Origin of the sequence: Sorangium sp. So ce406, from assembly GCF_051474675.1 — a bacterium.
Classification (GTDB): domain Bacteria; phylum Myxococcota_A; class Polyangia; order Polyangiales; family Polyangiaceae; genus Sorangium; species Sorangium cellulosum_G.
Window position 1 is genome coordinate 9125522 of record NZ_CP150340.1, and the last position, 23960, is coordinate 9149481.

Sequence of the window (23960 nt, forward strand, 5' to 3'; positions counted from 1 at the left end):
GGCGGCGCTGCGCCAGCGGCAGGGCGGCGGCGCTGCCCGCCTTCAGGGCGGCGGCTCGCGCGGCACCGCGGGCGCGACCTCGCGCTCCAGGCGGAGGCCGCCGAGCGAGATCTCGACCACCGCGGCGAGCCGCTCGGCGACGAGCCGCTCGGCGGAGGGCCCTGCGGCGCGCGTCTCGGCGATGAAGGCGAAGCAGCGCCGTCCGTAGCCGCCGAAGGCGACCGCGAAGCCCTCGAGCGGCGCCCCGGGCGGGGCGTCCGCGACGCCGATCTCCACGACGGTGTCGAAGCCCTCGGGCACGTCGATCCGGCGCTCCACGGCGGTGAGGCTGCGGTCGGGGCGCGGCAGGTCGCGCCAGAGCCGCGCGCGCGCCTCGCACGCGGCGCGGCTCGCGCGGCCGTCCTCCCGCCAGGCGCGCACGAGCAGCGACGTCGACGACGCGGCGTGGGTCGCGACGAGCCACGGGCCCTCGCCGTCCTCGACGCGGAAGCCGCGCGCGTCCGGCAGCGGGAGCCGCAGATCGAAGCGCTCCGAGCGGTACTCGCCGAGCTCGCCGTCCCCGAGCGTGGACGGCGGCGGCGGGGGCGGCGCAGCCCGCGGCGGCGGCGGGGGCGGCGCCGCGGGGGCCGCCGCGCACGCGGGCAGCAGCGCGAGCAGCGCGGCGGCGAGCCGCGCGGCGGCGGGCCACAGGGCCGGGCGCACCGCGGGCGTGGCCGATCGCCGCGCGGGGCCCGGCGCCCCGGCGAGGTGGGCGCGCATCGACGGCCTCATCGCGCGAGCAGCACGAGCAGGGCGCCGGCGCCGCCCTCGGCGTCCGGCGCCGTCGCGAACGCGGCGACGTGACGGGCGACGCGGCCGTGGCTGAGCCACGCGGCGATCTCGCCGCGGAGGACGGCGTGGCCGCGGGGCGAGTGGGTGCCCTTGCCGTGGACGATGGCGACGACGCGGTCCCCGTCGCGCTGGCGCTTGCAGACGAACGCCTCGACGGCGTCGCGCGCCGCCTCGAGCCGCAGGCCGTGCAGATCGAGGGTGCCGTCGATGGCGTAGCGGGCGCGGCGGAGCCGCCTGAGCTCGCGCGGGTCGACGTCGAGCCGCCTGCCCTCGATGCGCTCGCTGTCGTCCGTGATCTCGAACTTGATCCCGTCGATGACGAGCGAGCGCATGCGCGACCGCGCGTCCTCGTCCGGATCGGACGCGAGCGTCGGGAGCGCGGCCCGCTCGACGCGGCTCGCGGTGACCGGGATCCGGTTCACGCGGTCCTCGAGCACGCGGACGCCCGCCATGTAGATGGCGAAGGTCTCGGGGTCGACGGGCCGCGGCGCCGGCTCGACGCCCGCCTGCGCCGCGCCGGCGCCGTGGGCCGCGGGCGCCTTCACCCTGGGCTTCGCCTCGGGCGCGGGCGCGGCGGCCCTGGGCTTCGCCTCGGGCGCGGGCGCCGCGGCCCTGGCCTTCGCCTCGGGCACCGCGGCCTGTGCGCCGGCCTTCGGCTTGGGCTTGGTGAGCTGCCGGAGCGCGGAGAACGGCTGGTAGAACGCCTCACTCGCCTTGCGCGCCGCCGCCTTCGCGGGGCTGGCCGCCGATCTCGGGTCTCGCTCGCGCTTCGCGCTCTTCGCCATCCCCCAGAACATCGCTCGCGAGACCGCGGAGCGCAAACCGGACGGCCTCGATACCCGCGAGCTGCCCGTCCTCGAAGTGCCAGTCGGGGTCATCGAGGTCGGGGAAGTCGTGCGGGTTGCGGATGTCCTCGGCCGTGAGGTGGGGGACGAGGCGCCGCGCGAGGTCGACGACCTTGGCCCGCTGCGCTTCCTCCATGGCCGCGAGGAGCTCGAAGACGCGGTGGAAGAGCTCGGCGGGCGAGAGGGGCGCCCGCGGCGCGGGGGACTGCGGGGCGCCGGGGCCGGCAGCATCGGCGCCGGCGGAGTCGGGGGAGCGCATCGGGCGCAGGATACTTCACCGCCGCGGAGCCGCCGCGTCTGCCGGCACTGCGCGCCGCGCGCTGCGCACCGCGGGCGAGCTCGGCGGAGCGGGGCCTTCTGTGGCTGCGAGGCCGGGGAGCTCCGGCCGCGGTCCCGCCCGATCACGGCGCGCCGCCCTCCTCACTGCGAGCCGGCCGCGAGCCTGGCCAGCGGGACGAGCTTCGCCCGGTAGATCAGGTTCCACGCGGGCCGCTTGCCGTCGCGGTATTCCTCCATCGAGGGGAGATCACAGATCTCCAGCCGGACGACCACGCTCGCGGCGCCGGGGTACCTCGCGAGCACCTTGCCTGCCAGCGAGGCCGCGAGCGCGCGCCGCAGCGACTCGTCCTCCTCCGTCAGGAAGAGCGACACGAGGCTCCTGACCCGCAGATCCGCCTCGTGGTTCGCTCCGGACTCCAGGGCATCGGCGTTCACCCTTCCGCGCGCGTCGGTCACCTGGAATCTCGCCCAGGGCAGCGCGCCGACCGAGGGGGCAAAGAAGTTGTAGCCGCTGTCGGCCCCGGAGAGCGCGCTGTGATAGGCGATCACCCTGCCGAGCCGCCCTGCCCCCTGCGGGTCGACGTGGAGCGCCCCGAGCAGGACGCACCCGAGGTGCGCCGCCGCGGCCAGGGTCATGAGGGCGAGGCCCCGGCGTCGTGTTCTTTCGCCCATGAGTCTCCCTTCCTGCGGCCCTCTCCGAGGAGGACCGGCCGTCGCGCGCGGCGCGGGGAACGCGTGAAAGCGGAGCCCCGCCTCCCCCCCGCGCTGGTACCAGCGCAAGGTCAGCGAGGTTCGCCGAGGCGCACGATCGGCATGGGGAGGTCCCCTCGCGCCGGTGCCTCGAACTCCCGGTGCTCGCGACGCCACCCGAACGGATCGAACGGCTCGTACGGCCGGATTGGCCGGAATGGTCGGATTGGCCCGTACGGCCGGAAGGGCCGGTGTGGCCGGATGGGCTCGTACGGCCGGAAGGGCCGGTGCGGCCGGATGTTCCCGTCATACGGGAGGTCGTCAGGAGGGATCCGAGCGTCGGGGAGGGCCGGGCTCGTCGTCTCCTCGATGAGCGCGAGATCCTGGATCGGCGTTGTGCTGTCCGCTGCAGCGAGCTGCGCGGCGCCGAAGGCCATCCCGGACAGCGCCAGCGCGCCGAGCGCTTTCGCCAGCTTCATCACGGACTCCTTTCACGATGCGAGCGGCCTGACGGGCGTCGTCCCATGCACGCTGCGTCCATGGTGATGCAAGCGAGAGGCCCGTTCGCGACGCACCGCCGGCGCTGCGCGCGGCGGCGTCGATTCCCGATAACCTCGGATCGGCCCTGCGCGCGCGGCCCGCAGTGGCTCGCGTGTGCAAGCGGGGGACAGCGGCCACGCCGGCGCGAGCGCCCGATCGTGCCGGGCTTCTGGCGACAGCGCCCCACGCAGGCTCAGGGCATGATCAGGATATTCGACAGTTCATCGACGATCCTGCCAGCGTCGCCGCTCTCGAGATTGACCAGCACGGTGATAGAAGCGTCCCTGTCGATCGCGTAATAGGACGACGACATGAAGCCCCAGATGCCGCCGTCGTGCCCGTACACGACGCCGAGCGGCGATTCACGGCGGGACAGCCCGAGGCCGTATCCGTTGCCCTCGCCGAGCGGCTCGTCCACCCACGTGGTCAGCTCCGCGAGCTCTGCGGGGCCGAGCAGCGTGCCGTCGAGCAGCTTGCGGTAGAAGCGCGTGAGGTCGCCGGTGGTCGAGACCAGCGCGCCCGCCGTGCCGGCCGCGGACGGGTCGATCGCGGACGTCGTATCGACGAGCCGCCCCCGGCTCCGCCCGTAGCCGTGCACGAGGCCTGGCACGGCCGCCTCGGCGCCGTCGAGGTAGGTGTGCGCGAGCTCCGCCGGCTCGAGGACGCGCGCGCGGAGCAGCTCGCCGACGGGCTCTCCGGAGGCCGCCTCGACGAGCAGACCGGCGACGATGTAATTCGTGTTCGAGTAGGCGAAGCCCTGCCCCGGCTCGAAATACGGCGGCTTCGACGCCGCGAGCGCGACGAGCTCCGCGGGCGTCCACCGGTGCGTGGGGTCGTCGAGGGCCGCGCTCCAGAACTCGTCACAGGAGGTGAAGTCGAACAGGCCGCTCGTGTGGTTCAGGATCTGTCGCACAGAGATCTGCTCGCCGCGGGGGACGCCGTCCACGTACCTGGAGACAGCGTCGTCGAGCGACAGGCGGCCTTCCGCGCGGAGCATCAGCGCCAGCGCGGCGACGAAGCTCTTGGTGATGCTCCCGACGCGGAACAGGTCATCGGGCTGCATTGCCACGTTGGCCTCGGCGTCGGCCACCCCGGCGGCGCCGAGCCAGCGGCACCCGCCGATGCTCACGGCGGCGGCCGCGCCGGGCAGCCGCTGCGCCGCCAGGGCGGCCTCGAGCGCTCCCTGGAGCTCGGCCGAGAGCCCGTCGCAATCGACGTCCGGCGCGGCGTCCGCGTCACCGGTGTCAGCGCTCCCCGCATCAGCGCTCCCGACTCCGCCGCTCCCGACTCCGCCGCCGTGAGCATCGGTCGCCCGGTCGAGCGGCGCCGGCGAGGAGGTGCCGCACCCGATGAGCAGAGCGACGCCGAGGCAAGCGATGAAAGCGGTCCGCCGAAGAACACGGCTCATCGATCAGATCTCCAGGATGCCCACGAGGTGGATGGCTGCGCTCCGTCGCGCCGCTACCGAGAGACTGCGGGCGCGCCGCGCGAAGGGCGCGCATCAAGGCGCAAGGGATCTGACCGTGTCAACCCGCGCGCACAGCGGGAGTGCTCTCGCCTACTCCCCACGACAAAAGCGCGAATCGCCGCGTGAGCGGGCCGACAGGCCGCTCCACGGATCCGCGCGCGCTCGATGGGGGGAGACGTGCATCTCCCTCCGCGCGGAGCGCCCGCGCGCCATGTACTCTGGGGACTCCGCGTCGCGTCGGCGGCGCCCGACGCGCGCCTCGGTCAGCGCGGCGGCGGCGCCGCCGCGACGGCGAGCGCCCGCAGCAAGGTGATCACCGCGATCACATGGCTGATCCGGCCGTCCTGCATCGCTGCGGTCACCTCGTCTGCGCTCATCACCACGGGTTCGGTGCTCTCGTGCTCATCGCCCTCGGGCTCACCGACCCGCCGCGCGCCGCGCGCCAGGTAAAGGAAGCATCGATTCCCCTGGAGCGCCGGATTCGGGTGCACCCACCCGAGCGGCTCGACCGAGGCCGCCGCATATCCGGTCTCTTCCAGGAGCTCGCGCGGCGCCGCGGCGTCCGGCTCCTCCCCGGGGTCGACGATGCCCCCTGCCGTCTCGATGGTCACCGCGTCGACGCCGTGCCGGTGCTGCCGCACGAGGACGAACTCCCCTGCATCGGTGATCGCGGCCACGGAGATCCAGTCAGGGAGCTCCAGGGTGAAGGCGGTATACGAGGCGTCGGCGGCCACGACCTCGTGGCGGTGCACTGCGAGCGGACCGAAGAACCCGGCGACCGCCGAGGCGTGTCGGCGAGGGATCGTGATGCCCATCGGGTCTCGATACTACAGGGCCCCGCGCGCGGGCGCGCCGCCCGCCGCCTTCTCCGGCGCCGCGCTCGCCGCCTTCTCCGGCGCCGCGCTCGCCGCCTTCTCCGGCTCCGCGCCCGCCGCCTTCTCCGGCGCCGCGCTCGCCGCCTTCTCCGGCTCCGGCACCGCGCTCGCCGCCTTCTCCGGCACCGCGCTCGCCGCCTTCTCCGGCACCGCGCTCGCCGCCTTCTCCAGCCCGGCAATCGCCCCCTTCTCCGATACCGCGCTCGCCGCCTTCTCCAGCCCGGCGCTCGCCGCCACCGCCGTCGCGGGCCTCTCGCGGCGCTCCCGCCGGAGGACCTCCTCCGTATCGTCGCCGGACACCCCTTCCGGCGCCGCCCGCTGCTCCTCCTGCGGCGGCGGCCACGCGGTGACGTAGCGGGGCACCTCGCCGGGCCCGGACGCGTCGATCCATGAGACGCTCCCTGTCCCCGGCGCGCGCACGTCGATGTGCACGAACGAGCTGTTTGGATAGTACCCGCAGCCCGTATCGGTGAGCTTGCGGCAGGCGGCCGCGAGCTCGTCGTTGCGCACCCCCGCGATGCGCAGATCCAGCGCTCGCCCCGTCTGGTGCAGGCTGCCCTGGCTCTGCGGCCGGTACCCGCTCACGAGCGACACGAGCCGCCCCGGGTACCGCCGCGCGAGCGCGTCGATGCGCGAGAGCAGCCCCGGATCGAGCAGCCGAACGCCGGGCGCGATCTCCCCGGCCTGCTCCCCGCCCCGCTTGCCCCCGGCCGCTCCCCGCCTGTCGCCAGCCGACCGCCGCTTGCCGCCGGCCGTCTCCAGCTTCCGCGCAGGCGCGCGCTCGTCGGGCAGCGACGGCCGAGGCGTGCCCCACGGGCGCGCGATCAACGAGAGGGCGCGCCGGGCCTCCTCGCGCGGCCTCCCCGCGCAGTCGACGAGCTCGAGACGCTCGGGCTCGATCCCGCTGCGATCGATCGACAGCGTCGGACCGAGGCACGGCTTCGGAGGAGCCTCACGGCTCCCCCCCTTCTTCGCCGCCCGCCGCTTGCTCTCCACCGTGCGCGCGGCCCTCTTCTTCTCCTTCCGCTTCTCCCCGGCCCCCTTCCCCGCGCCGGCTCCCTTCCCCGCGCCGGCTCCCTTCCCCGCGCCGGCTCCCTTCCCGGCCGCGCTCTCGGCCGCGCGCGGCGCCTTCCCGCCGCTGCGGCTCTTCCGCTTCTCCGCGCCGCCCGTCCTCTCGTCCCCGCTCGCCCCTGCTGCGGAGGCCGCCCTGGCGTCGCCGCGGCGCGGCCTCGCCCGCTCCTCTGTCCCGCGCGCGTGTCCCGCGCGCTCCACGCCCGCGACGCTCGCCGGCGAGCGCTCGCGACGGGCCTGCTTGCCGGCATCTTCGCGGGCCTTTTCTCCGGCCTTCTCCGCGGTGTGCGCCCTGGGCAGCGGCTCCGCGTGCAGCGGCCCCGCCGGGACGGCCGGCACCGCGATGCTCACGAGCACCGACAGCACGGCAGCGCGAGCACGCGTGAGGCGCGCGCGCGGCTCCGCGCTGCGCATGGGCTCCCCCGCGGCCCGCGGCGCCGCGCCTGCACTGCTCACGGATCGAAGGCTCATCATGGAAAGCTCCAGTCGGGTCGGGTGCGAATGCCATCCACCCTGGGATCGGATCTCCCGGACACGACGTCGCCGCCCGTCCGCGGGATGGGGATTGGGAAAGGCAGTCGGCGGTCCGCTTCTTGAATCAACCAGGGGGACAGGGGACAGGGAACCTGGGACGAGGTCAGCGACCTCGACACAGCGTCTCCAGGACGCCCCTCGCGGAAGCTCAGAAGGGATCGAGGAGCGATCGAGGAGCTCTGAGGACCGAATGTCATGAAGTGCGGAGGGCAGCCCAATTTTCTGCGGCGCTGGCCAGAGGCTGTGGTAGGAACCAGCTACCTCGCGACTGCGGTCGGGTCGTGAGCGCGGGTCCGGGGTGCGTGGGGGCAGAGCCCCTCATCACACGGTCCGCCGCCGGGTACCTCCCGGCGCACTGCGGCGCGACCCTTTCTCCGCGATCGACACGATCGGCGGAGAGATAGGCGTCGCGTCCGTTGAAACATCGTCCGGGCCATCGCGGATCGCGGGGGGAAGCCCGGTCCAACACGCACCAGCCTCAATCACCACACAACCGATGCAAGCGGGGCGCCACACGCGGGATGCGGAAGCCGAGCCCGGTGGCGCGTCCATGATCGCTCCGAGGTCAGCAGGGGCACGACATGCGGCGAATTCGTAGAGACGCAACCAAGGTCTGGCACAATCCCGAGCTCCACACCGCCTATGGCCGTGGTCAGCCGAACCCCGCGGGGCTGCCGCGCCCGACCCAGACCGGCGAGGACCGGCGGGCGGCGAAGCAACATCGCGCCGCGCTCGAGGCGCTGTTCTCCCCGCGCAAGGAGCCGGAGGCAGAGGACAGCAAGGGCGCGCGCGTCAAATCCGGGCGCGACGCCGCGTCCAAGGCGCCGGGGCGCATCGTCCTCGCGCCGCCCCCGCAGAGCGACCCGAAGGCCGTCGAGCGCCAGCGGCTCCTGTCGAAGCTGCTCTGCGCGTCGGGCCGGCCCAACATCTCCAAGGCCGCGAACGACTTCCTCCGCGCCGGCCACACGTTCCCCGCGGAGCAGGACGTGTACCTGCAGCTCCTCGAGCACAGCGACGAGCAGCGCATCCAGGAGGCGATCGACGAGCTCTCCGGCATCCTCGTCGGCGAGCTGCCGAAGCGGCGCGCCGTGCTCGAGTCGCGGCTGCGGCGCATCGAGGAGTTCGCGGAGGAGCCCGCGACGCGCGAGGCCGCCGAGCGGCTGCGCCGCCAGGTGAGCGGCAGGCCCGAGGCCCCGAGCGCTGGCGGCGCCCCCGCCGACGCGGGCTTCCAGGCGCGGCCGTCGAGCCCGCAGGCCATCGCGCCCCACGCGGCCGACGGCATCTCCGAAGCGAGCGGCGAGGCGGAATGACGCGCGCGGAATTCGAGGCCGAGCTCCGCAAGCTGGTCCAGGCGTTCGAGACGGGCACCGGCAACGAGCGGTGCGTCGCGTGCGTGTCGTGCGAGCGCTGCGTCGACTGCACGTTCTGCCGCAACTCGAAGGCGCTCCAGCGGTGCCACTACTGCGTCGACACGCAGCGCAGCTCGGACAGCACGCACTGCCGCGGCTGCCGCGACCTCATCGCGTGCAGCCACTGCGTCGCGTCCGAGCGGTGCACGCAGTCGTCGTACCTCGTGCGCTCGGTCGACTGCACCGGCTGCACCTACTGCTTCGGCTGCGTGGGGCTCGTGCGCAAGGACTTCCACATCCTCAACCAGCCCTACGATCGCAGCACCTACTTCAAGCTCACGGCCAAGCTGATGCGCGAGCTCGGGCTCAGCACGGGCAACGGCGCGGAGCCCGCCCCCGCCCCGCGCGCCGCCCAGCGCTAGCCATGCGCGCGGTCGTGCAGCGCGCGCTCGCCGCGCGGGTCGAGGTCGACGGTCAGGTGGTCGGCGCGATCGAGCGCGGCCTCGTGGTCTTCGTCGGCGCCGCGAAGGACGACGACGACGCGGACGCCGACCAGGTCGCGAACAAGGTCGCGGGCCTGCGCGTGTTCAGCGACGACGCCGGCAAGATGTCGCGGGCGCTCGCGGACGTGCCCGGCAGCGGGGTGCTCGCGATCAGCCAGTTCACGCTCTTCGGCGACGTCCGCCGCGGCCTGCGGCCGAGCTTCGACGGCGCGATGGAGCCCGTGCGCGCCGAGGCGCTGTACGAGCGCTTCGTCGCCGCCCTGCGGGAGCGCGGCCTCGAGGTGGCCACCGGCCGCTTCCGCGCCGACATGCGCGTGTTCGTCGAGAACGACGGCCCGGTCACCATCCTGATCGATTCAAAGCGGACGTTCTGAGGCCGCCCTGACGGGCGCCGCCGGCGACCGCCCCTTCCCGCCCGGCGCCGCGCGCGCTAGCGAGGGCAGCCATGCGGATCAGCATCGTGGGCGCAGGCGCGCTCGGGCGCATCTACGGCGTGCGCCTCGCCGCCCAGGGAGACGACGTCACGTTCGTGGTCCGGCCCGAGCGCGTCTCGGACGCGCGGCCGTTCGTCATCGAGCAGGTGAACAGCGCCGATCGCCGCGACACGCTCGATCGCCCGCGCCTCGCGGCCGACATCCCGGCCGACACGGACGTCGTCCTGGTCACCGTGCGCTTCGATCAGCTCGCCCCCCGGCCCGGCGGGGTCGCGCCGCGCGCCGATGAGCGCAGGACGGTCGCGGATCTCCTCCGCGGCGGGCCGGCCGCCCCCGTGGTGGTGCTCACGCCGCTCATGCCCCCGGAGCGCGCGGCGCTCGAGGAGGCCGCCCAGCGCCGCATCACCCCCGCGATGCCGAGCGTCTCGGGCTACCTCGACGAGCGCGGCGTGGTCCGCACCTGGATCGTCGGGTTCACGTCGACGCTCATCGACGCGGACGGCGGCGCCCCCGCGGAGCGACCGTTGCTCGACGAGCTCGCGCGCCGCCTCACGATCGCCGGCGTCCCGGCGCGGCTCGAGCGCGACGTGGGCGCGCAGAACCTCGCCACCACGATCGCGTTCTTCCCGCTGATCGCCGCCATCGACGCGGGCGGCGGCACCAGCGCGCTCGTCGCGGACGAGGGCGTGCTCGGCACCGCGCTCGAGGCCACGAAGGAGTGCGCGGCGCTCGCGGGCCGCCTGGGCGACGTGGCCCCGTGGACGAAGCTCCTGACCCGGGCGATCGGCCCGCTCACGCTGAAGCCCGGGGTCGCGCTCGCGCGCCTCCTGGCGCCCGAGGCGCTGCGCTTCCTCGACGTCCACTTCGGCCCCAAGCTCCGCGCGCAGCACCTCGCGATGGGCGCGACCATCGTCGCGCTCGGCCGCGAGCACGGCGTGAGCCTGCCGGCGCTCGAGCGGCTGCTGACCGTGATCGAGCGCCGCGCGCTGACGCTGCCGCGCTGACCGGCGCGTCGGCGCGTCGGCGCGCAGCAGCGTCGGCGCGCGGCAGCGTCAGCGCGCGGCCGCGAGCTGCGCCGCGAGCGCGATCGCCTCGCGCATGCCGCGCGGGTCGGCGCGCCCCGTGCCCGCGAGGTCGTAGGCGGTGCCGTGGTCGACGCTGGTGCGCACGATGGGCAGGCCCAGCGTGACGTTCACGGCCTCGCCGAAGCCGAGGAGCTTGCTCGGGATCGTGGCCTGGTCGTGGTACATCGCGACCACCCCGTCGAGCGCGCCCCGCGCCGCGAGCCGGAAGGCCGTCTCCGCCCCGACCGGCCCCGTGAGCTCCGCCGCCGGCCCCGACCGCGCGAGCCGCCGCGCCGCGAGCCGGATGCCCGGCGCGATCCGCACCTGCTCCTCGTCGCCGAGCAGCCCGCCCTCACCGGCGTGCGGGTTCAGCGCGGCGACCGCGACGCGCGGCTTCTCGCGGCCGAGATCCGACAGGAGCCGCGCGAGCCACACCGCGGCGCGCGCCACCTCGCGCGGGCTCACCGCCTCGGGCACCTCGCGCAGCGGCACGTGGGTCGTCACGAGCGCGGTCACGAGCTTGCCCGAGGCGAACGCCATCGTGACCTCGCGCGCGCGGAGCCGCCGCCCCAGGTGCTCGGTGTGCCCGAGGAAGTCCGCAGACCCCGGCGCGCCGCTCGTGGCGATCGCGTGCTTCGACGCGGGCCCCGTGACCAGCGCCGCGGCGACGCCGTCGCGCACCAGGTCCGTCGCCGTGTCGATCCACGCGAGCTGCGCCGCGCCGTCCTCGGCCTCGGGTCGGCCGAACGCGCTCGGCCGCGAGAGCCGCGCGCTGCCCGACCAGACGCCGATCTCGCCGGGCGCGAGCTGCGCGATGGCGGCGCTGCCGTCGACCACGACGAGCCGGCGGACGGCCACCCGGACGAGCCGCGCGGCGCGCCGGAGGACCGCCTCGTCGCCGACGAGCACGCAGCGCACGCCCTCGACGGACGCTGCGCCGGCCACGGCCACCTCCGGGCCGACCCCGCTGGGGCACCCGACGCTGATCGCGACGATCGGCGTCGCCACGGCGCTGCGCGAGCGAGCTCCGCCGCGCGGCGCACCGGCGCCGGCACGCGGAGCGCGGCGGTCAGGCGACGTCATCGGGTGATACGCCGCTCGCGCCCGGTCGTCGCAGCGCCGGTCGCCGACGTCCCCGAGCGCCGCTCCGCCCGCGCGGTCTCCTCGCGCTCGTCGTCGCCGTCCTCGTCGTCGTCGCTGTCCTCGTCGCCCTCGTCGTCGCCGTCCTCGTCCTCGTCCTCGTCGCCCTCGTCACGCTCGTCGCGAGACTCCCCGCGCTCGTCGCCGTGGGCCTCCGCGCCGGCTCCGCCCCGCTGCGTCGCCCTGGCCGCGTCGCCGCCCTCGGGACCGCCGGAGCCCGGCAGCGGCGACTCGAGCCGGTACCCGGCCCCACGCAGCGTCACGAGCGGCAGCGCCGCGCCGAGCTTCGCCCGGAGGCGCCGCACGTGGATGTCGACGGTCCGCGCGCCGCCCTCGTACTGGCTCCCCCAGACGCGCCGGAGCAGCTCTGTCCGCGACACAACCTTCCCGCGCCGCTCGCACACGTACGAGAGCAGCGCGAACTCCTTCGCGGTGAGCGGCACGTGCATGCCGCCCACCGACACGTCGTGGGCCGCGCGATCGATGACGATCGCGCCCACCTTCACTCGCTCCTCGGTCGCGAACTCGCTGCGGCGCCACTCGACCAGGCGCACGCGAGCGTAGAGCTCGGCGGGCACGTACGGCACGAGCAGGAAGTCGTCGAAGCCGCTCGACGGCTCGATCCGCGCGATCTGCGCCACGCTCACCGCGACGAGCGCGCCGACCTCCTCGAGGCGCGGCTCGCGGCGCAGCGCGCGCAGCGCCGCCGCGGCCAGATCCGGCCGGTCGAGCGCCTCGACGACGATCGCCCGCGCCTTGCTCTCGTCGTCGACGAAGAGCCGCGGCGGGTCGTCCCAGAGGTCGAGGGTCCGCACATCAGCGCCCAGCGAGCGCAGGACCGACGCCGCGCCCTCATCGCGCTCCAGGTCAGGTCCGTGTCCGACGATGGCAATGAAGCTTCGACGCGCCATGTCCGCCCCGTATACGGGTGTGGCGTCGGGCCCGCAAGACGCACCGCGCAAGACCCACCAACACCGCTGCGGGGCTCACGTTTCGTCCTGGTTTCGTGCTTTGAAATCAGCCGATCCGCGTTCCGCCGACCGTGATGAGATCGATCTTGATTGTGGGGCAGCCCACGCCGACCGGAACGCTCTGTCCGTCCTTGCCGCACGTCCAGATGCCGTCGGAGGTCGCGACGTCGTGGCCGAGCATCGTGACGCGCCGGAGCACCTCGGGGCCGTTTCCGATGAGGTTCACGCCCTTGAGCGGCGCGGTCAGCTTGCCGTCCTCGATGAGGTAGCTCTCGGTCAGCGAGAAGACGAAGTCGCCGTTCGAGATGTCGACCTGCCCGCCGCCGAACTTCTTCGCGAAGACGCCGCGCTTCACGGACCTCACGATCTCCTCGGGATCGTGCGGGCCGGCGAGCAGGATGGTGTTCGTCATCCGGGGCATCGGCGCGGCGGCGAAGCTCTCGCGCCGCCCGTTGCCGGTCGGCGTGAGGCCGTAGTGCTTGGCCGAGAGCCGGTCGTGCATGTACCCGACGAGCTTGCCGTTCTCGATCAGCGTGCTGCGCTCGGGCTCGTGGCCCTCATCGTCCACGTTGATCGTGCCGCGCGACTGGAGGAGGGTGGCGTCGTCGACCACCGTGCAGAGCGGGCTCGCGACCTCCTTGCCGATCTGTCCCGAGTAGTTGCTGGTCCCCTTGCGGTTGAAGTCGGCCTCGAGCCCGTGCCCCACCGCCTCGTGGAGCAGGATGCCGCTGTCGCCCGGGGCGAGCACGACGTTCATCTCGCCGGCGGGCGCGTCGCGCGCGTCGAGCATCGCGACCGCCTGGCGCGCCGCCTCCTCGGCGTGCCACTCCGGCGACTTGCCCTCGAAGTAGGCCGTCGTCATGCGCCCGCCGCCGCCGCTCGATCCTTCCTGGCGCTTGCCGCTGCGCTCGGCGAGCGCCCGCACGCCGAAGCGGAGGAGCGGCTGGACGTCGTGCGCCATCCGCCCGTCGCTGGTGGCCACGAGCACCTCGCGCACCTCCTCGGCGAAGCTGGCCTCCACCTTGACGATGCTGGGATCGAAGGCGAGCGCCGCGGCGCTGGCGCGCTCGAGCAGCGCTCGCTTGTCGAGGCCGGGGACGTCGAGCGAGACGAAGGGCAGCTCGTAGCGGCCCGGCAGCTCGCGGCGGCGGAGCTCGATCTTCTGGTTGCCGCCGGAGCCCGTCGCGATCTGCGCCGCCGTCTCGGCCGCGCGCTTCATCGCGTCCCAGGTGAGGTCCTCCGTGTACGCGTACCCGGTCGCGTCGCCCCGCTGGACGCGGACGCCGACCCCCATCGACACGCCGCGCGACGCCGCCTTGAGGATGCCCTCGTCGAACGTGAACCCGCCCCCCGCCCGGTACTCGAAGAAGAGGTCGGCGTAATCGCCCCCCTTGGACAGGGCGACCGAGAGGAGCCGCTCGCAGAGCGCTGCGTCGACGGCATTTTCCTCTCCTGGAGCGAACGGGGCGCGGTAGGCCTGGCTGCGCGACATGGTGGCCAACTCTAGGTCCATTCGCCGGGGCGGTCGAGAAGCGGTCACCACTTCGAGAACTCCCCGGAGCCCTCGCGCCCGGCCCGGCGCGGCGCGCTCGCGCGCAACCGTTGCGCACGGCCGCGACCGCGCGGCGCCTCATCGCCGGGCCTCCGGCCGGGAATGCTGAACACCTCGTACCACCTGTTCGAGCGATCGCAGCCGCGCCCAGGAACCCGCTTCGGGGCGCGCGGCGCGGGCGACGCCGCCGACAGCAGAGCTCGCGGCGTCAATCCATGCCATCCGGCACGCGCCGCCGCCGGCGCCGTCAGATCAGCGCGCCCGGCGCGTCAGGCGCGCGCCCCGTCGCGGGCGCGGAGGCCATCCACGGCGGCGCCAGGTGCCGACATGTGTGCAGAAATGTGCAAGAAGGTCGCTCGACTGCTATGCTTTGAGCCGTCTTCGCGTGGATGGCGGCGCTGGCCGTCTTCTCCGTGATCTTCGCACTTCCCCGGCTGATCGGCGCGCTTTTGCATCGTGGGGCGCGCTCTTCCACACGCCTCGACCGGACCTGCCTGGCGTCCGACCGGGGCGGGGGCTCGACGCCATTGCGCCATGCGGTCGCCGCGCTCCCCACAAGGACCCGCGGGAGCGCATGCTGCAAACAAGCACCTTGGCGGTAGCTTCCGGAACTTCCGATGCCGCGCGCTTGTACGTGGTAGCGGGATTGGCTAGGTGTTTTTAGGTGAGGTGAGGGATGCCCGCGGGGCGCCCGAGCAACGCCTCGCTGCCCTCAGTAGGAGACTCCCATCGCCGTGGCGGTCGATCGCGACAAGGTACTCCAGACCGCGCAGAAGTTTGTCGAGCGGAAGCGCTTCGACAAGGCCATCGCCGAGTACCAGAAGCTGGTCGCTGAGGACCCGAAGGACGTCCGGACGCTGCTCAAGATCGGCGACCTCTACCTGCGGACGGAGGAGTACGTCGAGGCGATCACCACGTACGAGCGCGTCGGCCAGTTCTACTCCCTTCAGGGCTTCGCGCTGAAGGCGATCGCCGTTTACAAGCAGATCCGCGAGATCATCCACAAGCACGTCCCGCAGCACGAGGACCGCTTCGGCCACATCGTCCCGCGCCTCGCGGAGATCTACACGCAGCTCGGGCTCACGAGCGACGCGCTCGCGGCCTATGACGAGGTCGCGACGCGCCTGCTCCGCGCGGGGCGGGACCGCGACGCGATCGACATCTTCAAGCGGGTCGTCGACCTCGATCCCAACAACCCGCTTGCGTATCTCCGCCTCGCCGAGGCGCTGATCCGGGTCCGCGACTACGACGCCGCGATCCAGCGCTTCGGGACGGCGGCCGAGCTCCTGCTCAAGCTCGGTCGGCGCGACGACGCGCTGAAGGTCGTCGAGCGCCTGCTGCAGCACCGCCCGGACGCCCGCTTCGCCCGCATGGCCGCCGAGATCTACCTCGACCGCGGCGATCCGAGCGACGGGATGTCGGCCCTCACCAAGCTGCAGATCGCGTTCAAGGAGAACCCGCGGGATCTGGAGACGCTCGCGCTCCTCGCCCGCGCCTTCGACCTGCTCGGGCAGCCGGCCAAGGCGATCGAGGTGCAGAAGGAGTCGGCGCGCATCGCCAAGGAGGCGGGGCGGATCGACCAGTTCAACGCCCTCGTCTCCGCCCTGGTCGCACGCGCCCCGAACGACGAGGGCGTCCGCCAGCTCGCCTCCCAGCCCGGACCGGCGCGGAGCACGCGCGCGTCGATCGACGTCGAGCTCGAGGAGGACGAGGGCGACGAGCCGGAGGAGCTCGAGGTCGAGGACGCCGAGCCCTCGTCCGCGGCGCCGATCCCGCTGCGCGCGTCGCAGCCCTCGACGTCCCCGGTGGCGAGCCCGCGGCAGCTCGTCGCGCACGCCGAGAGCTTCCGGCGCGACCGCCAGTACGACAAGGCGGTCGCCCTGCTCAGGGGCGGCGTCACGCGGCTCCCAGCCGCGCGGGAGCTGCGCGAGAAGCTCTGCGACATCCTGATCGAGGCGGGCGACCAGGACGGAGCGGTCGAGGAGATGCTCGCGTTCGCGCAGCAGCTCTGCGGCGAAGACGCCGTCGACGAGGCCGCGAGGCTCCTCGACGAGGTGCTGCTCCTCGATCCGGGGAACGCCCAGGCCACGGAGCTGCTCAACCTGCTCGGCTACGCCGTGCCGCAGGAGGAGGAGCTCGCCGACGAGGAGCACACCGGCCCGGAGGTCTCGCCGACGTCCGGCGAGAACGACGCGTACGCGTCCGAGGTGCCGAGCCAGGACCTCTACGACCCCGACGCGCCGCTGCCCGCGTACACCCTCGACGAAGACGGCGTCGTCGAGGCGCTCCCCCGTCGCCCGCAGCTCGTCACGCACCTCGACGACCCGTTCGCGAACGAGCCGCCGCTGCCGAGCTTCCCGATCGACGACGTCGAGGAGGTCGAAGAGGTCGAGGACGTCGAGGAGGTCGAGGACGACGACGACGAGGAGACGGCGTCGGTCCACCCGAGCCGCTCGCCAGCGCACCCCCTCGCCGTGGCGGCTTCTCAGGCGCCGCCGGCGCCGTCGCCGTCGTCGATGCCCCCGCCGCCCGTGCTCGCCGCGCCGCCGGTCCTGTACAGCCCGTCGTCGGTCCGGCCGGCGTCGGTCCGGCCGGCGTCGGCTCGGCCGGCGTCCGTCCGGCCGGCGTCCGCCCGCTCCGTGCCGCCGGGGTCGCTGCGGCGCGCGGACGCGCTCGACGAGGACGCGCTCGAGGAGGTCGAGTTCTTCGCGCAGCACGGGATGTTCGAGGAGGCGCGGAACATCCTCGAGGAGCAGCTCGCGCGGCTGCCGAACCACCCGCTCCTGATGGAGCGGCTGCGCGACGTCACCGAGCTGGCGTCGCAGGCGCGCGTGGCGACGGACAACCAGAGCGGCACGCGGGTCGTCCCGCGCGGCAGCGAGCGTCCGGACGAGGATCGCGCGTTCGACATCGCCGAGTCGCTGAAGATGATCGACGAGCTCGAGGTGGCGCCGGGCTCGGTGACGGGCGTCCAGGACGATCCTCGACAGGTCAGCGTCGAGAGCGTGTTCGAGCAGTTCAAGGCGGGGGTGGCGGCGCAGGTCTCGGAGTCCGACGCGTCGACGCACTACGATCTCGGCGTGGCCTACAAGGAGATGGGCCTCTACGCGGACGCCATCGCCGAGTTCGAGCTCGCCGCCCGCGACCCCGGGCGGGAGTGCGTCTGCCAGTCGATGATCGGCGTGACCCACCTCCAGATGGGCGACATCGAGGCGGGCATCGACGCGCTCATCCGCGGGCTACACGCCTCGCACAAGACGGTCGAGCAGGAGCTCGCGCTGACGTACGAGATCGCGAACGCGTACGAGATGCTCGGTGTTCCCGAGCAGGCGCTCTACTACTTCCAGCGCGTCGCCCGGATGAGCCCGAGCTATAGCGACCCGCGCGGCAGCGTCGCGGAGCGGCTGCGCCGCATCGACGTCCCGAAGCCCGCCGCGCGCGCCGTCGGCGCCGAGATGATCGCGGACGAGTTCGACTCCGCCTTCGACGATCTCCTCCCGAGCGGCAAGCTGCCCTGAGCGCAGCCGGGGGCGCTCGCGGGCGCCGGCGCGCTCGACCTCCGTAGGGCGAGGCTCAACCTCGGTCGGGCGAGGCTCAACCTCGGTCGGGCGAAGCTCAACCTCGGTCGGGCGAAGCTCAACCTCGGTCGGGCGAGGCTCAACCTCGGTGCGCCCGTGGAATGCCAGAAATTGGGCCACGACGGGCGCTCTCGGATACCGGGGGTGCATGAACCGACCGCTCCTCTTCGCCGCCCTCACGTCGATCCTGACCGCTGGCTGCGGTGCCGGGATCGAAACGAACGCTCGAGTCGGCCGCCCCCGCGACGCCGCCGCCAAGGTGGCGGCCGAAGCGCGGCGCGATGTCGCGCAGCGCGCGAAGGGCGCGACCGACGAGGGGGACCCGAGCGCCGAAGAGGCGGCCGCCGCGCGCAAGCCCGGTGATTACGTGGCCTACCGGTTCTCGGGCAGCTTCAGGAAGACGCCGCTGCTCCTCACGCAGCGGGTGGTCGCGCGCGAGGGGGACGTCCTCGTCGTCGACGTGACCCTCGAGGGCGACAAGGAGACCGAGGCGCTGCGGGTCCGCATGAGCGACGCGCCCAGCCGGCGCGGCGAGATCCTCAGCGCCGCGTGGGTCGACGATGGCGCCGAGCGCCCGGCGACCCTCGCGGCCTACGACGCGATGATGGCCAAGACCGCGCTCGCCGCCGACGAGAACGAGGAGGTGCTCGGCACCGAGGCGGTGCACGTCGAGGTCGGCGGCGCCCCCATCGCCTGCCAGAAGACCAGCTTCCGCGTGCGCATCGGCAGGACGAAGGCGACGATGCGCACGCTCCAGAGCGACGACTTCGCCTGGGGCGACGTGGGCGGCGAGATCACCGCCGAGGACGGCCGCGTGCTCTACCGGGCCGAGCTGATCGACAGGGGCCACACGGACGCGCCCCACGCGGCCGCGGCGGCCGCCGGCGCGGCGCTCCACCCCGAGCCGCGGCCGGCGACGGTGGCGCAGTCCGCCTACGAAGAGGACGAGGACTGAGCCGACGCGGGCGCGTCGCCCTGGTTCCCCTTGCGCGCGAGGATCTCACCCGAGCGCGCGGCCGCCGCCTTGACCAGGTGGCCCATCTTCGGGTGCTCGGGCTCGAAATCCGGCTCGATCCCCTCCGCGCGGAGCGCCTCCGTGCAGACCGGCCCGATCGACGCCACCACGCCCCGCCCGAGCCCGGCGCGCAGCCGCTCGACGAGCCCCTCCTCGGCCGCGACGAGGAGCGCGTGCTCGACCTGCGCGCGGCTCGTGAACAGCGTGATCGCCGCGCCGCCGTCCGCCAGCAAGCGCAGCCCCTGCCGGAGGGCCGCGGTGTCCTCCGGGAGCGCCCACCGATACACAGGCACCGGCGTGACCCGGGCGCCGGCCGCCTCGAGCCCGGCGTAGAGCTCGTGGCTCGGCGCCCCGTGCTCCTGCACGGCGATGCGCTTGCCGCTCAGGTCGCCGAGCCCGCGGACGACCTCGAGGATCTCTCGCCAGGTGTTCGGCTCGGGCACGGTGACGAACCCGGTCACGCCCAGCTCGCGCAGCGCCGCGGCCGGCTTGGGTCCGCGCACCACGAGCTGCACGGAAGACAGCGCCGCAGCCATGAGGGAGGCGCCCCGAGCCCCCGCGTTACCGTCCTGGTCGGACGTCACCCCCTCGCCCTGAGCGGGCTCGAGCGCGGGCGCCGCCTCGGCCACGAGCGCCCTGGTCCCGACGCCGGTCAACAGGATCACGAGGTCGAACTCGGCGCCCGTGAGGCGCCGCGCGAAGTCGAGCGCGCGCTCGTTGCGCTCGATCGTGACCTCGCGGAGGGCCGGCGCGGTGACGGGCACCCCACCATACCGCTGGATGAGCGAGGCCATCTCGGCAGCGCGGCGGCTCTCGAACGTGATGACGCGGCGCCCTGCGAAGTCGGGCGACGCGGGAGGGGAAGGACGGTCGTTCAGGGGGTGCGTGGGCGTGCTCACCCGCGCAGCATAGCCCGGGTCCGGCTCTCGCGGGTTTCGGGCGGTTGACCAGTTTGCTAAGCTCCTCGTGTGAGCCATCCGATGAGCAACGAGGCTGGCGGGGTGCAGGGGGGCGGGCTCTCGCATGCGACCTCGGAGAACGACGCCGGCCCCGATCCGGTCATCGGCGCGGGGATCGCGCTGCTCGGCATCTTCTTGATGGGGGTGGGCGGCGCGGCGGGCGCGCACTACCTCTTCAACTTCGGCGTGCTCGTGGCGGTGCTCGGGGCCGTCCTGTTCGTCCTCTTCGTGGCGCTCACGGCGCTGAAGCAGCGCCGCGCGCTCGGCGCCGCGAGCCGCGCCCCGAGCGCCGAGAGCGCCGCCGAGCAGCGAGACGCGCACGACTGATCGGCGGATCGGCGCAGCGGCTCCGCGACGGATCGACGGGGCGGCGCGGCGGCTCCGCGCCAGCTCGCCTCACCCCCGGGTCTCGCCCTCGCGCTCGTGTTGCTCGTCCGGCGTCGCCGGGGAGCCGTCCTGAACCACGGCCTGGCCGGAGAGGTCCGGCTCGATCTCGGCGAGGGGGACGCCGAGCTCCTCCGCGATGCTCGTGATCTCCGCGCGCTCGGCCGGCGTGGGCGCGCCGTCCGCGGCGGCGAGCCGGATCAAGAGGCGCACGACCTCGACCCGCTCGCTCGCGTTGCAGAGCGCCTTGAGCTCGCGGTAGCAGCGATCGACCTCGCCCTCCTGGAGGGCGGGCAGCTTGCCCTGGAGCGCGTTGAACACCGCGTCGACGCCGCTCGGGGCGAGCCCGTCGATGTGCGTGAGCAGCTCGCGGAGCAGCTCGTCCTCCTTGGAGGAGAAGCGGCCGTCGACGCAGGCGACCTTGCCGAGCAGGACGATGACGGTCGCGATGTAGCGGAGGACCACCGCCTCGTCGTCCGGGAGCGCCGCGCGGAGCTCCTTCAGGAGGGCGTCGAGGTTCGGGAACGAGCCCCCCTGCTTCAGGCCCAGCCAGGCGAGGAGTCCCACGCGCTGAAGCTACCAGATCCTCGTCGGGCAGGGCAGCCCGACGGAGCACCGCCTCGCCGGGCTGCTCTGCCCGGCGAAGCGCCGCTCGTTACGCCCGTCATTCATGGCCGCGGCTTAGTCCTCGCCCCCGCGCTCCGCAATCCAGTCGTCCACCGGGTTGTCGGACTTCGGGGTCTTCAAGATCGAGCCGTCGGGCCCGTCCTTGCGCACCACGAGCGTGCGCCGCGTGGTCGTGTCCGGCGTCTCGCGCGCGACGACGGTGATCACGTTGACCCCCGGCCGGAGCGGCGCCTCGAACGAGAACTCGGCCTTCTTCGGGTCCGCGCCGTCGCGGTTCGACTTGTAGTAGAGCTTGCGCGACCCGACGAAGATGAAGGTGTCGAGCAGCCGCTCGCTGTCCGACGCCGTCCCCGTGATCTTCACGGTGCCGGCCGTCGTCGCGAGCGCCGCCGCGGCGATGTCGAGCGTCGGCGGCGCGTGCGAGTAGACGTCCTCGAACGCGACCACCGCGGGCGCCGCCCCGCCGCCCTGGGTCACCTCGCGCGCCGCGACGAACGCGAAGCGGTTGGCGCCGAGATCGGCCTTGAGGAACCCGCCGGGCGCCTCGCCGAGCACCTTGACCACGGCGCCCGCAGAGAGCCTGCCGAAGCCGCGCGCGCTCGCCTCGGGCGACGGGAGCAGCGTCGCCCCCTGCGCCCCGGCCTTCACGGTGGAGCCGCCGCCCTGGATCTGGACGCGCGGCACGATCGGGATCTTCACCTTCTCGCTGGCGAACTCGCGGAGATCGCGATCGCCGACCGAGAGCGTGAGCGTCGCCTCGGGCTCCGAGAGCGCCGGCTCCACGTCGAACGTGAAGACCACCTTGCGCACGTCGCCCGGCTTGATGTTCGAGACGTCGAAGCGCCCGGCGTGCAGCATGAGCCCCTCGCCCGAGAGGTTCGCGATGTTCGCCTGCGTCTCGTACGACGGGCCCTTGCCGACGTTCTTGACGGTCAGGTACATGCTGACCCGCTCGCCCTTCTGGATGAGCCCGTCGCCGTTGCCCTCGCGGTCGTCGACGATCTGGTAGGCGTACTGGAAGAGCGGCCGATCGAGCGCGCGCACCGTGGGCCGGATCTCGACCGGGGCCGGCTCCGGCGCGCCGGCGACCTCGAACTTCACCTTGACGCCGTCGCTCCGCGAGAGGGCGTCCATCGGGATCTTGCAGACGCGCTTCTCGTTGGCCCTCCTCGGCTTCGTCGAGCCGACCTTCCGCCCCTCGACCTCGCACCAGCCGAGCGGCGCCTTCGCCGTCTTCGTCTGGCCAGGGCCGATCTTGCCGAAGATGAGCTCCTTGCTGTCGAAGTAGAGGTTGTCGCTCTCCGTCGTCCCGCGGAGCCGGTAGACCGGCTGCTTGCCGTTGTTCTTGACCGTGACCCGGAGCTCCATCGGCTGGCCGGCGGTCACCTCGGCGTTCGGGCGATCGGTCTCGACCTTCACGTCGAGCTCGGACTTGGCCGCCGCCGTCGCGCCCTCGGGCGCGTCGGCCCAGTCGACGCCGAGCTTCGCCAGCTCGGCCGCGACCTTGCCCAGCTCCTCCTTGCCGACCTGCTCGATGTGGTCGTGCACCGCCCGGAGCTGCTGGAGCCTCGGGGTGCTCGGCGGCATCCGCGCGGCGAGCTCGCGCGCGAAGCGGATCGGGAAGTCGAGGGCGAAGTCCTCGTCGATGTCGCCGCCGCGATCGCGCATCTCCTCGCGATCGGCGCTCGTGAGCTGGTAGCGGACCACCTCGGTCGGCTTGCCCGCCGCCGCGGCGCGCGCGTTCGAGAGGTGCGCCGAGAGATCGCGCTCCCGGAGGCCGTCCTTCTGCACGGTGAGATCCATCTCGAGCTCGTCGACCGTCATCGGGTCGAGCTCGATGTCCGGCGTCACGCCGACGCCCTGGATCGAGATGTCGCCCGGCGTCAGGTACTGCGCGATCGTCAGCTTGAGCGCCGCCTTCTCCGCCGTGACGTCGGGGAAGACGAGCTGCACGCTGCCCTTGCCGAACGTCTGCGAGCCCACGATGACGGCGCGGTCGTTGTTCTTCAGCGCGCCCGCCACGATCTCGCTCGCGCTCGCGCTGTTGCCGCTCACGAGCACCACGATCGGGTACGGCGGCTCCGTGCCGGGGCCCTTGGCGCGCTTCTCCTCGCGCCCCTCGGAGGCGCCGACCGTCGAGACGATGACGCCGTCGGCGAGGAACTTGTCGGCGATGCGCGCGGCCTGATCGAGCAGGCCGCCCGGGTTGCCCCGCAGATCGAGCACGAGCCCCTTCAGCTGCCCCTTGCTGCGCAGGCCGTCGAGCGCCGCGTCGAGCTCCGCGGTCGAGGTCGCCTGGAACGTCTTCAGCCGCACGTAGCCGACGCCGCCGTCCAGGGCGCGCGACTCGACGGAGCGGACCTTGATCACCTCGCGGGTCAGCTCGAACGCCTTCGGGGTCTGCCACCCGCCCTCGCCCTCGCGGGTCACCCAGACGGTGACCGGGGTGCCGGGATCGCCGCGGAGCCTCCGCACGGCGTCGTCGAGCGGCATGTTGAGCGTCGACTCGTTGTTGATCTTCACGATCCGATCGAGCCGCTTGAGGCCCGCCCTGCCCGCGGGCGTGTCGGGCATCGGGTTCAGCACCGTGAGCATCTGGTCGCGGATCGAGATCACGACGCCGAGCCCGCCGAACGCGCCCGACGTGGAGAGGTTCATCTCCTTGTACGCCTCGGGGCTCAGGAACGACGAGTGCGGATCGAGCGTGTGCAGGATGCCGTTGCACGCGGCGTACTCGACCTCGCGGAGGTCGACCTCGGTGCCCTTGAGGTTCTTCTGGAGAAAGCTGAAGACCTCACGCAGCCGCGCCGAGACGTCCCAGGGGCCCTGGATGTTGTCGATCCGGAACTTCTTCTCGCTGGTCTCGACGCGGACGGTGACCTCGTTGGGATCCTCGTTGAGGACGATCACCTGCGCGACGTCGCGCTGCACCGCGTTCAGCGCGGACAGCAGCATCTCCTTCGGCTTGACGCGATCCGGCTCGACGTACTTGTCGCGGATCATCTTGAGCGTCTCGTTCACGGCCTCGAGGCGGGTGAGGTCGTACGGCGCCTTGGCCACCTGACCGGTGACCGCGAGCGCCGGCTCGAACCCTCGCCAGAGCCCCCCGGGACCGAACTGAAGAACGAAGTACGCTGCCAGCGGGAACGCAGCGGAGACCACGAGCGCCTTCACGATGCGCTCCAGGAGTCGGTGAGGCATACGGCGCTCGAGTATAGACGCGCGCCAGCGAGCGTCGACCAGCGTCGCGC

General features: G+C 73.4%; 21 protein-coding genes. 7 read left to right on the forward strand and 14 right to left on the reverse strand.

Features of this window, described 5'->3' with window-relative positions:
• Positions 1-42 precede the first annotated feature (42 nt).
• The 8 genes from WME96_RS34120 to WME96_RS34155 form a co-directional block, all read right to left on the reverse strand.
• Positions 43-759 carry a hypothetical protein gene (locus WME96_RS34120; protein WP_437285765.1) on the reverse strand — a complete coding sequence of 239 codons (717 nt, stop codon included), beginning with the start codon at positions 757-759 and terminating at the stop codon, positions 43-45.
• 8 nt (positions 760-767) lie between these two features.
• Positions 768-1616: a Smr/MutS family protein gene (locus tag WME96_RS34125; RefSeq protein WP_437285766.1), complete on the reverse strand. Its 849-nt coding sequence runs from the start codon at positions 1614-1616 to the stop codon at positions 768-770.
• Positions 1537-1935 carry a hypothetical protein gene (locus WME96_RS34130; protein WP_437285767.1) on the reverse strand — a complete coding sequence of 133 codons (399 nt, stop codon included), beginning with the start codon at positions 1933-1935 and terminating at the stop codon, positions 1537-1539. Before WME96_RS34130 ends, WME96_RS34125 begins: the two co-directional genes overlap by 80 nt.
• A gap of 161 nt (positions 1936-2096) precedes the next feature.
• Positions 2097-2627, reverse strand: a complete 531-nt coding sequence (locus WME96_RS34135; protein ID WP_437285768.1) for a hypothetical protein — start codon at positions 2625-2627, stop codon at positions 2097-2099.
• 110 nt (positions 2628-2737) lie between these two features.
• The gene (locus tag WME96_RS34140) at positions 2738-3124 is read right to left on the reverse strand and encodes a hypothetical protein (protein ID WP_437285769.1); all 387 of its coding nucleotides are present in this window, start codon (positions 3122-3124) and stop codon (positions 2738-2740) included.
• A 254-nt stretch (positions 3125-3378) separates the two neighbouring features.
• Complete coding sequence (locus tag WME96_RS34145) at positions 3379-4593, reverse strand: serine hydrolase domain-containing protein (protein WP_437285770.1); 1215 nt, start codon at positions 4591-4593, stop codon at positions 3379-3381.
• Positions 4594-4916: 323 nt separating this feature from the next.
• Positions 4917-5468, reverse strand: a complete 552-nt coding sequence (locus tag WME96_RS34150) for an NUDIX hydrolase (protein WP_437285771.1) — start codon at positions 5466-5468, stop codon at positions 4917-4919.
• A 12-nt stretch (positions 5469-5480) separates the two neighbouring features.
• Entirely contained in the window at positions 5481-7055 is a 1575-nt protein-coding gene (locus tag WME96_RS34155) for a YcbK family protein (protein ID WP_437285772.1), read from the reverse strand.
• A gap of 659 nt (positions 7056-7714) precedes the next feature.
• Between WME96_RS34155 and WME96_RS34160 the strand changes: the two genes are divergently transcribed.
• The 4 genes from WME96_RS34160 to WME96_RS34175 all read left to right on the forward strand — a co-directional run bounded on the left by WME96_RS34160 (position 7715) and on the right by WME96_RS34175 (position 10423).
• On the forward strand, positions 7715-8443 hold the full coding sequence (locus WME96_RS34160; RefSeq protein ID WP_433928636.1) for a hypothetical protein: 729 nt from the start codon (positions 7715-7717) through the stop codon (positions 8441-8443).
• Positions 8440-8904 (forward strand): hypothetical protein, encoded by a 465-nt coding sequence (locus WME96_RS34165; protein WP_437285773.1) that lies wholly within the window; start codon positions 8440-8442, stop codon positions 8902-8904. The genes WME96_RS34160 and WME96_RS34165 overlap by 4 nt, the downstream gene beginning before the upstream one ends.
• Positions 8905-8906: 2 nt before the next feature.
• Positions 8907-9359: a D-aminoacyl-tRNA deacylase gene (gene dtd / locus WME96_RS34170; RefSeq protein ID WP_437285774.1), complete on the forward strand. Its 453-nt coding sequence runs from the start codon at positions 8907-8909 to the stop codon at positions 9357-9359.
• 71 nt (positions 9360-9430) lie between these two features.
• Positions 9431-10423 carry a ketopantoate reductase family protein gene (locus WME96_RS34175; RefSeq protein WP_437285775.1) on the forward strand — a complete coding sequence of 331 codons (993 nt, stop codon included), beginning with the start codon at positions 9431-9433 and terminating at the stop codon, positions 10421-10423.
• Between the two features lie 48 nt (positions 10424-10471).
• Here the strand turns inward: WME96_RS34175 and pdxA are convergent, their stop codons facing one another.
• The 3 genes from pdxA to WME96_RS34190 form a co-directional block, all read right to left on the reverse strand.
• The gene (gene pdxA, locus WME96_RS34180; protein ID WP_437285776.1) at positions 10472-11491 is read right to left on the reverse strand and encodes a 4-hydroxythreonine-4-phosphate dehydrogenase PdxA; all 1020 of its coding nucleotides are present in this window, start codon (positions 11489-11491) and stop codon (positions 10472-10474) included.
• A gap of 71 nt (positions 11492-11562) precedes the next feature.
• Positions 11563-12534: a winged helix-turn-helix domain-containing protein gene (locus WME96_RS34185; protein WP_437285777.1), complete on the reverse strand. Its 972-nt coding sequence runs from the start codon at positions 12532-12534 to the stop codon at positions 11563-11565.
• A 106-nt stretch (positions 12535-12640) separates the two neighbouring features.
• Positions 12641-14086, reverse strand: a complete 1446-nt coding sequence (locus tag WME96_RS34190; protein ID WP_061614283.1) for a TldD/PmbA family protein — start codon at positions 14084-14086, stop codon at positions 12641-12643.
• Between the two features lie 794 nt (positions 14087-14880).
• Between WME96_RS34190 and WME96_RS34195 the strand changes: the two genes are divergently transcribed.
• Positions 14881-17664 (forward strand): tetratricopeptide repeat protein, encoded by a 2784-nt coding sequence (locus tag WME96_RS34195; RefSeq protein WP_437285778.1) that lies wholly within the window; start codon positions 14881-14883, stop codon positions 17662-17664.
• A 208-nt stretch (positions 17665-17872) separates the two neighbouring features.
• On the forward strand, positions 17873-18679 hold the full coding sequence (locus WME96_RS34200) for a hypothetical protein (RefSeq protein ID WP_437285779.1): 807 nt from the start codon (positions 17873-17875) through the stop codon (positions 18677-18679).
• On the opposite strand, the gene WME96_RS34205 is transcribed toward WME96_RS34200, so the two are convergent.
• On the reverse strand, positions 18658-19638 hold the full coding sequence (locus tag WME96_RS34205) for a uroporphyrinogen-III synthase (protein WP_437285780.1): 981 nt from the start codon (positions 19636-19638) through the stop codon (positions 18658-18660). The two genes, WME96_RS34200 and WME96_RS34205, sit on opposite strands and share 22 nt — an antisense overlap.
• A gap of 81 nt (positions 19639-19719) precedes the next feature.
• On the opposite strand from WME96_RS34205, the gene WME96_RS34210 reads away from it, so the two are divergent.
• Entirely contained in the window at positions 19720-20025 is a 306-nt protein-coding gene (locus WME96_RS34210) for a hypothetical protein (protein WP_437285781.1), read from the forward strand.
• A 69-nt stretch (positions 20026-20094) separates the two neighbouring features.
• On the opposite strand, the gene WME96_RS34215 is transcribed toward WME96_RS34210, so the two are convergent.
• Together WME96_RS34215 and WME96_RS34220 are read right to left on the reverse strand one after the other, a co-directional pair.
• Positions 20095-20649: a TerB family tellurite resistance protein gene (locus WME96_RS34215; protein ID WP_437285782.1), complete on the reverse strand. Its 555-nt coding sequence runs from the start codon at positions 20647-20649 to the stop codon at positions 20095-20097.
• Positions 20650-20763: 114 nt separating this feature from the next.
• Complete coding sequence (locus tag WME96_RS34220) at positions 20764-23910, reverse strand: MXAN_5808 family serine peptidase (RefSeq protein ID WP_437285783.1); 3147 nt, start codon at positions 23908-23910, stop codon at positions 20764-20766.
• Positions 23911-23960: the final 50 nt, after the last annotated feature.

What these genes read in the sequence shown, in the direction of transcription:
- WME96_RS34120 (WP_437285765.1), bottom strand. Translation starts at nt 759, where the DNA reads ATGCGCGCCCACCTCGCCGGGGCGCCGGGCCCCGCGCGGCGATCGGCC.
- WME96_RS34125 (WP_437285766.1), bottom strand. Translation starts at nt 1,616, where the DNA reads ATGGCGAAGAGCGCGAAGCGCGAGCGAGACCCGAGATCGGCGGCCAGC.
- WME96_RS34130 (WP_437285767.1), bottom strand. Translation starts at nt 1,935, where the DNA reads ATGCGCTCCCCCGACTCCGCCGGCGCCGATGCTGCCGGCCCCGGCGCC.
- WME96_RS34135 (WP_437285768.1), bottom strand. Translation starts at nt 2,627, where the DNA reads ATGGGCGAAAGAACACGACGCCGGGGCCTCGCCCTCATGACCCTGGCC.
- WME96_RS34140 (WP_437285769.1), bottom strand. Translation starts at nt 3,124, where the DNA reads ATGAAGCTGGCGAAAGCGCTCGGCGCGCTGGCGCTGTCCGGGATGGCC.
- WME96_RS34145 (WP_437285770.1), bottom strand. Translation starts at nt 4,593, where the DNA reads ATGAGCCGTGTTCTTCGGCGGACCGCTTTCATCGCTTGCCTCGGCGTC.
- WME96_RS34150 (WP_437285771.1), bottom strand. Translation starts at nt 5,468, where the DNA reads ATGGGCATCACGATCCCTCGCCGACACGCCTCGGCGGTCGCCGGGTTC.
- WME96_RS34160 (WP_433928636.1), top strand. Translation starts at nt 7,715, where the DNA reads ATGCGGCGAATTCGTAGAGACGCAACCAAGGTCTGGCACAATCCCGAG.
- WME96_RS34165 (WP_437285773.1), top strand. Translation starts at nt 8,440, where the DNA reads ATGACGCGCGCGGAATTCGAGGCCGAGCTCCGCAAGCTGGTCCAGGCG.
- dtd (WP_437285774.1), top strand. Translation starts at nt 8,907, where the DNA reads ATGCGCGCGGTCGTGCAGCGCGCGCTCGCCGCGCGGGTCGAGGTCGAC.
- WME96_RS34175 (WP_437285775.1), top strand. Translation starts at nt 9,431, where the DNA reads ATGCGGATCAGCATCGTGGGCGCAGGCGCGCTCGGGCGCATCTACGGC.
- WME96_RS34185 (WP_437285777.1), bottom strand. Translation starts at nt 12,534, where the DNA reads ATGGCGCGTCGAAGCTTCATTGCCATCGTCGGACACGGACCTGACCTG.
- WME96_RS34190 (WP_061614283.1), bottom strand. Translation starts at nt 14,086, where the DNA reads ATGTCGCGCAGCCAGGCCTACCGCGCCCCGTTCGCTCCAGGAGAGGAA.
- WME96_RS34200 (WP_437285779.1), top strand. Translation starts at nt 17,873, where the DNA reads ATGAACCGACCGCTCCTCTTCGCCGCCCTCACGTCGATCCTGACCGCT.
- WME96_RS34210 (WP_437285781.1), top strand. Translation starts at nt 19,720, where the DNA reads ATGAGCAACGAGGCTGGCGGGGTGCAGGGGGGCGGGCTCTCGCATGCG.
- WME96_RS34220 (WP_437285783.1), bottom strand. Translation starts at nt 23,910, where the DNA reads ATGCCTCACCGACTCCTGGAGCGCATCGTGAAGGCGCTCGTGGTCTCC.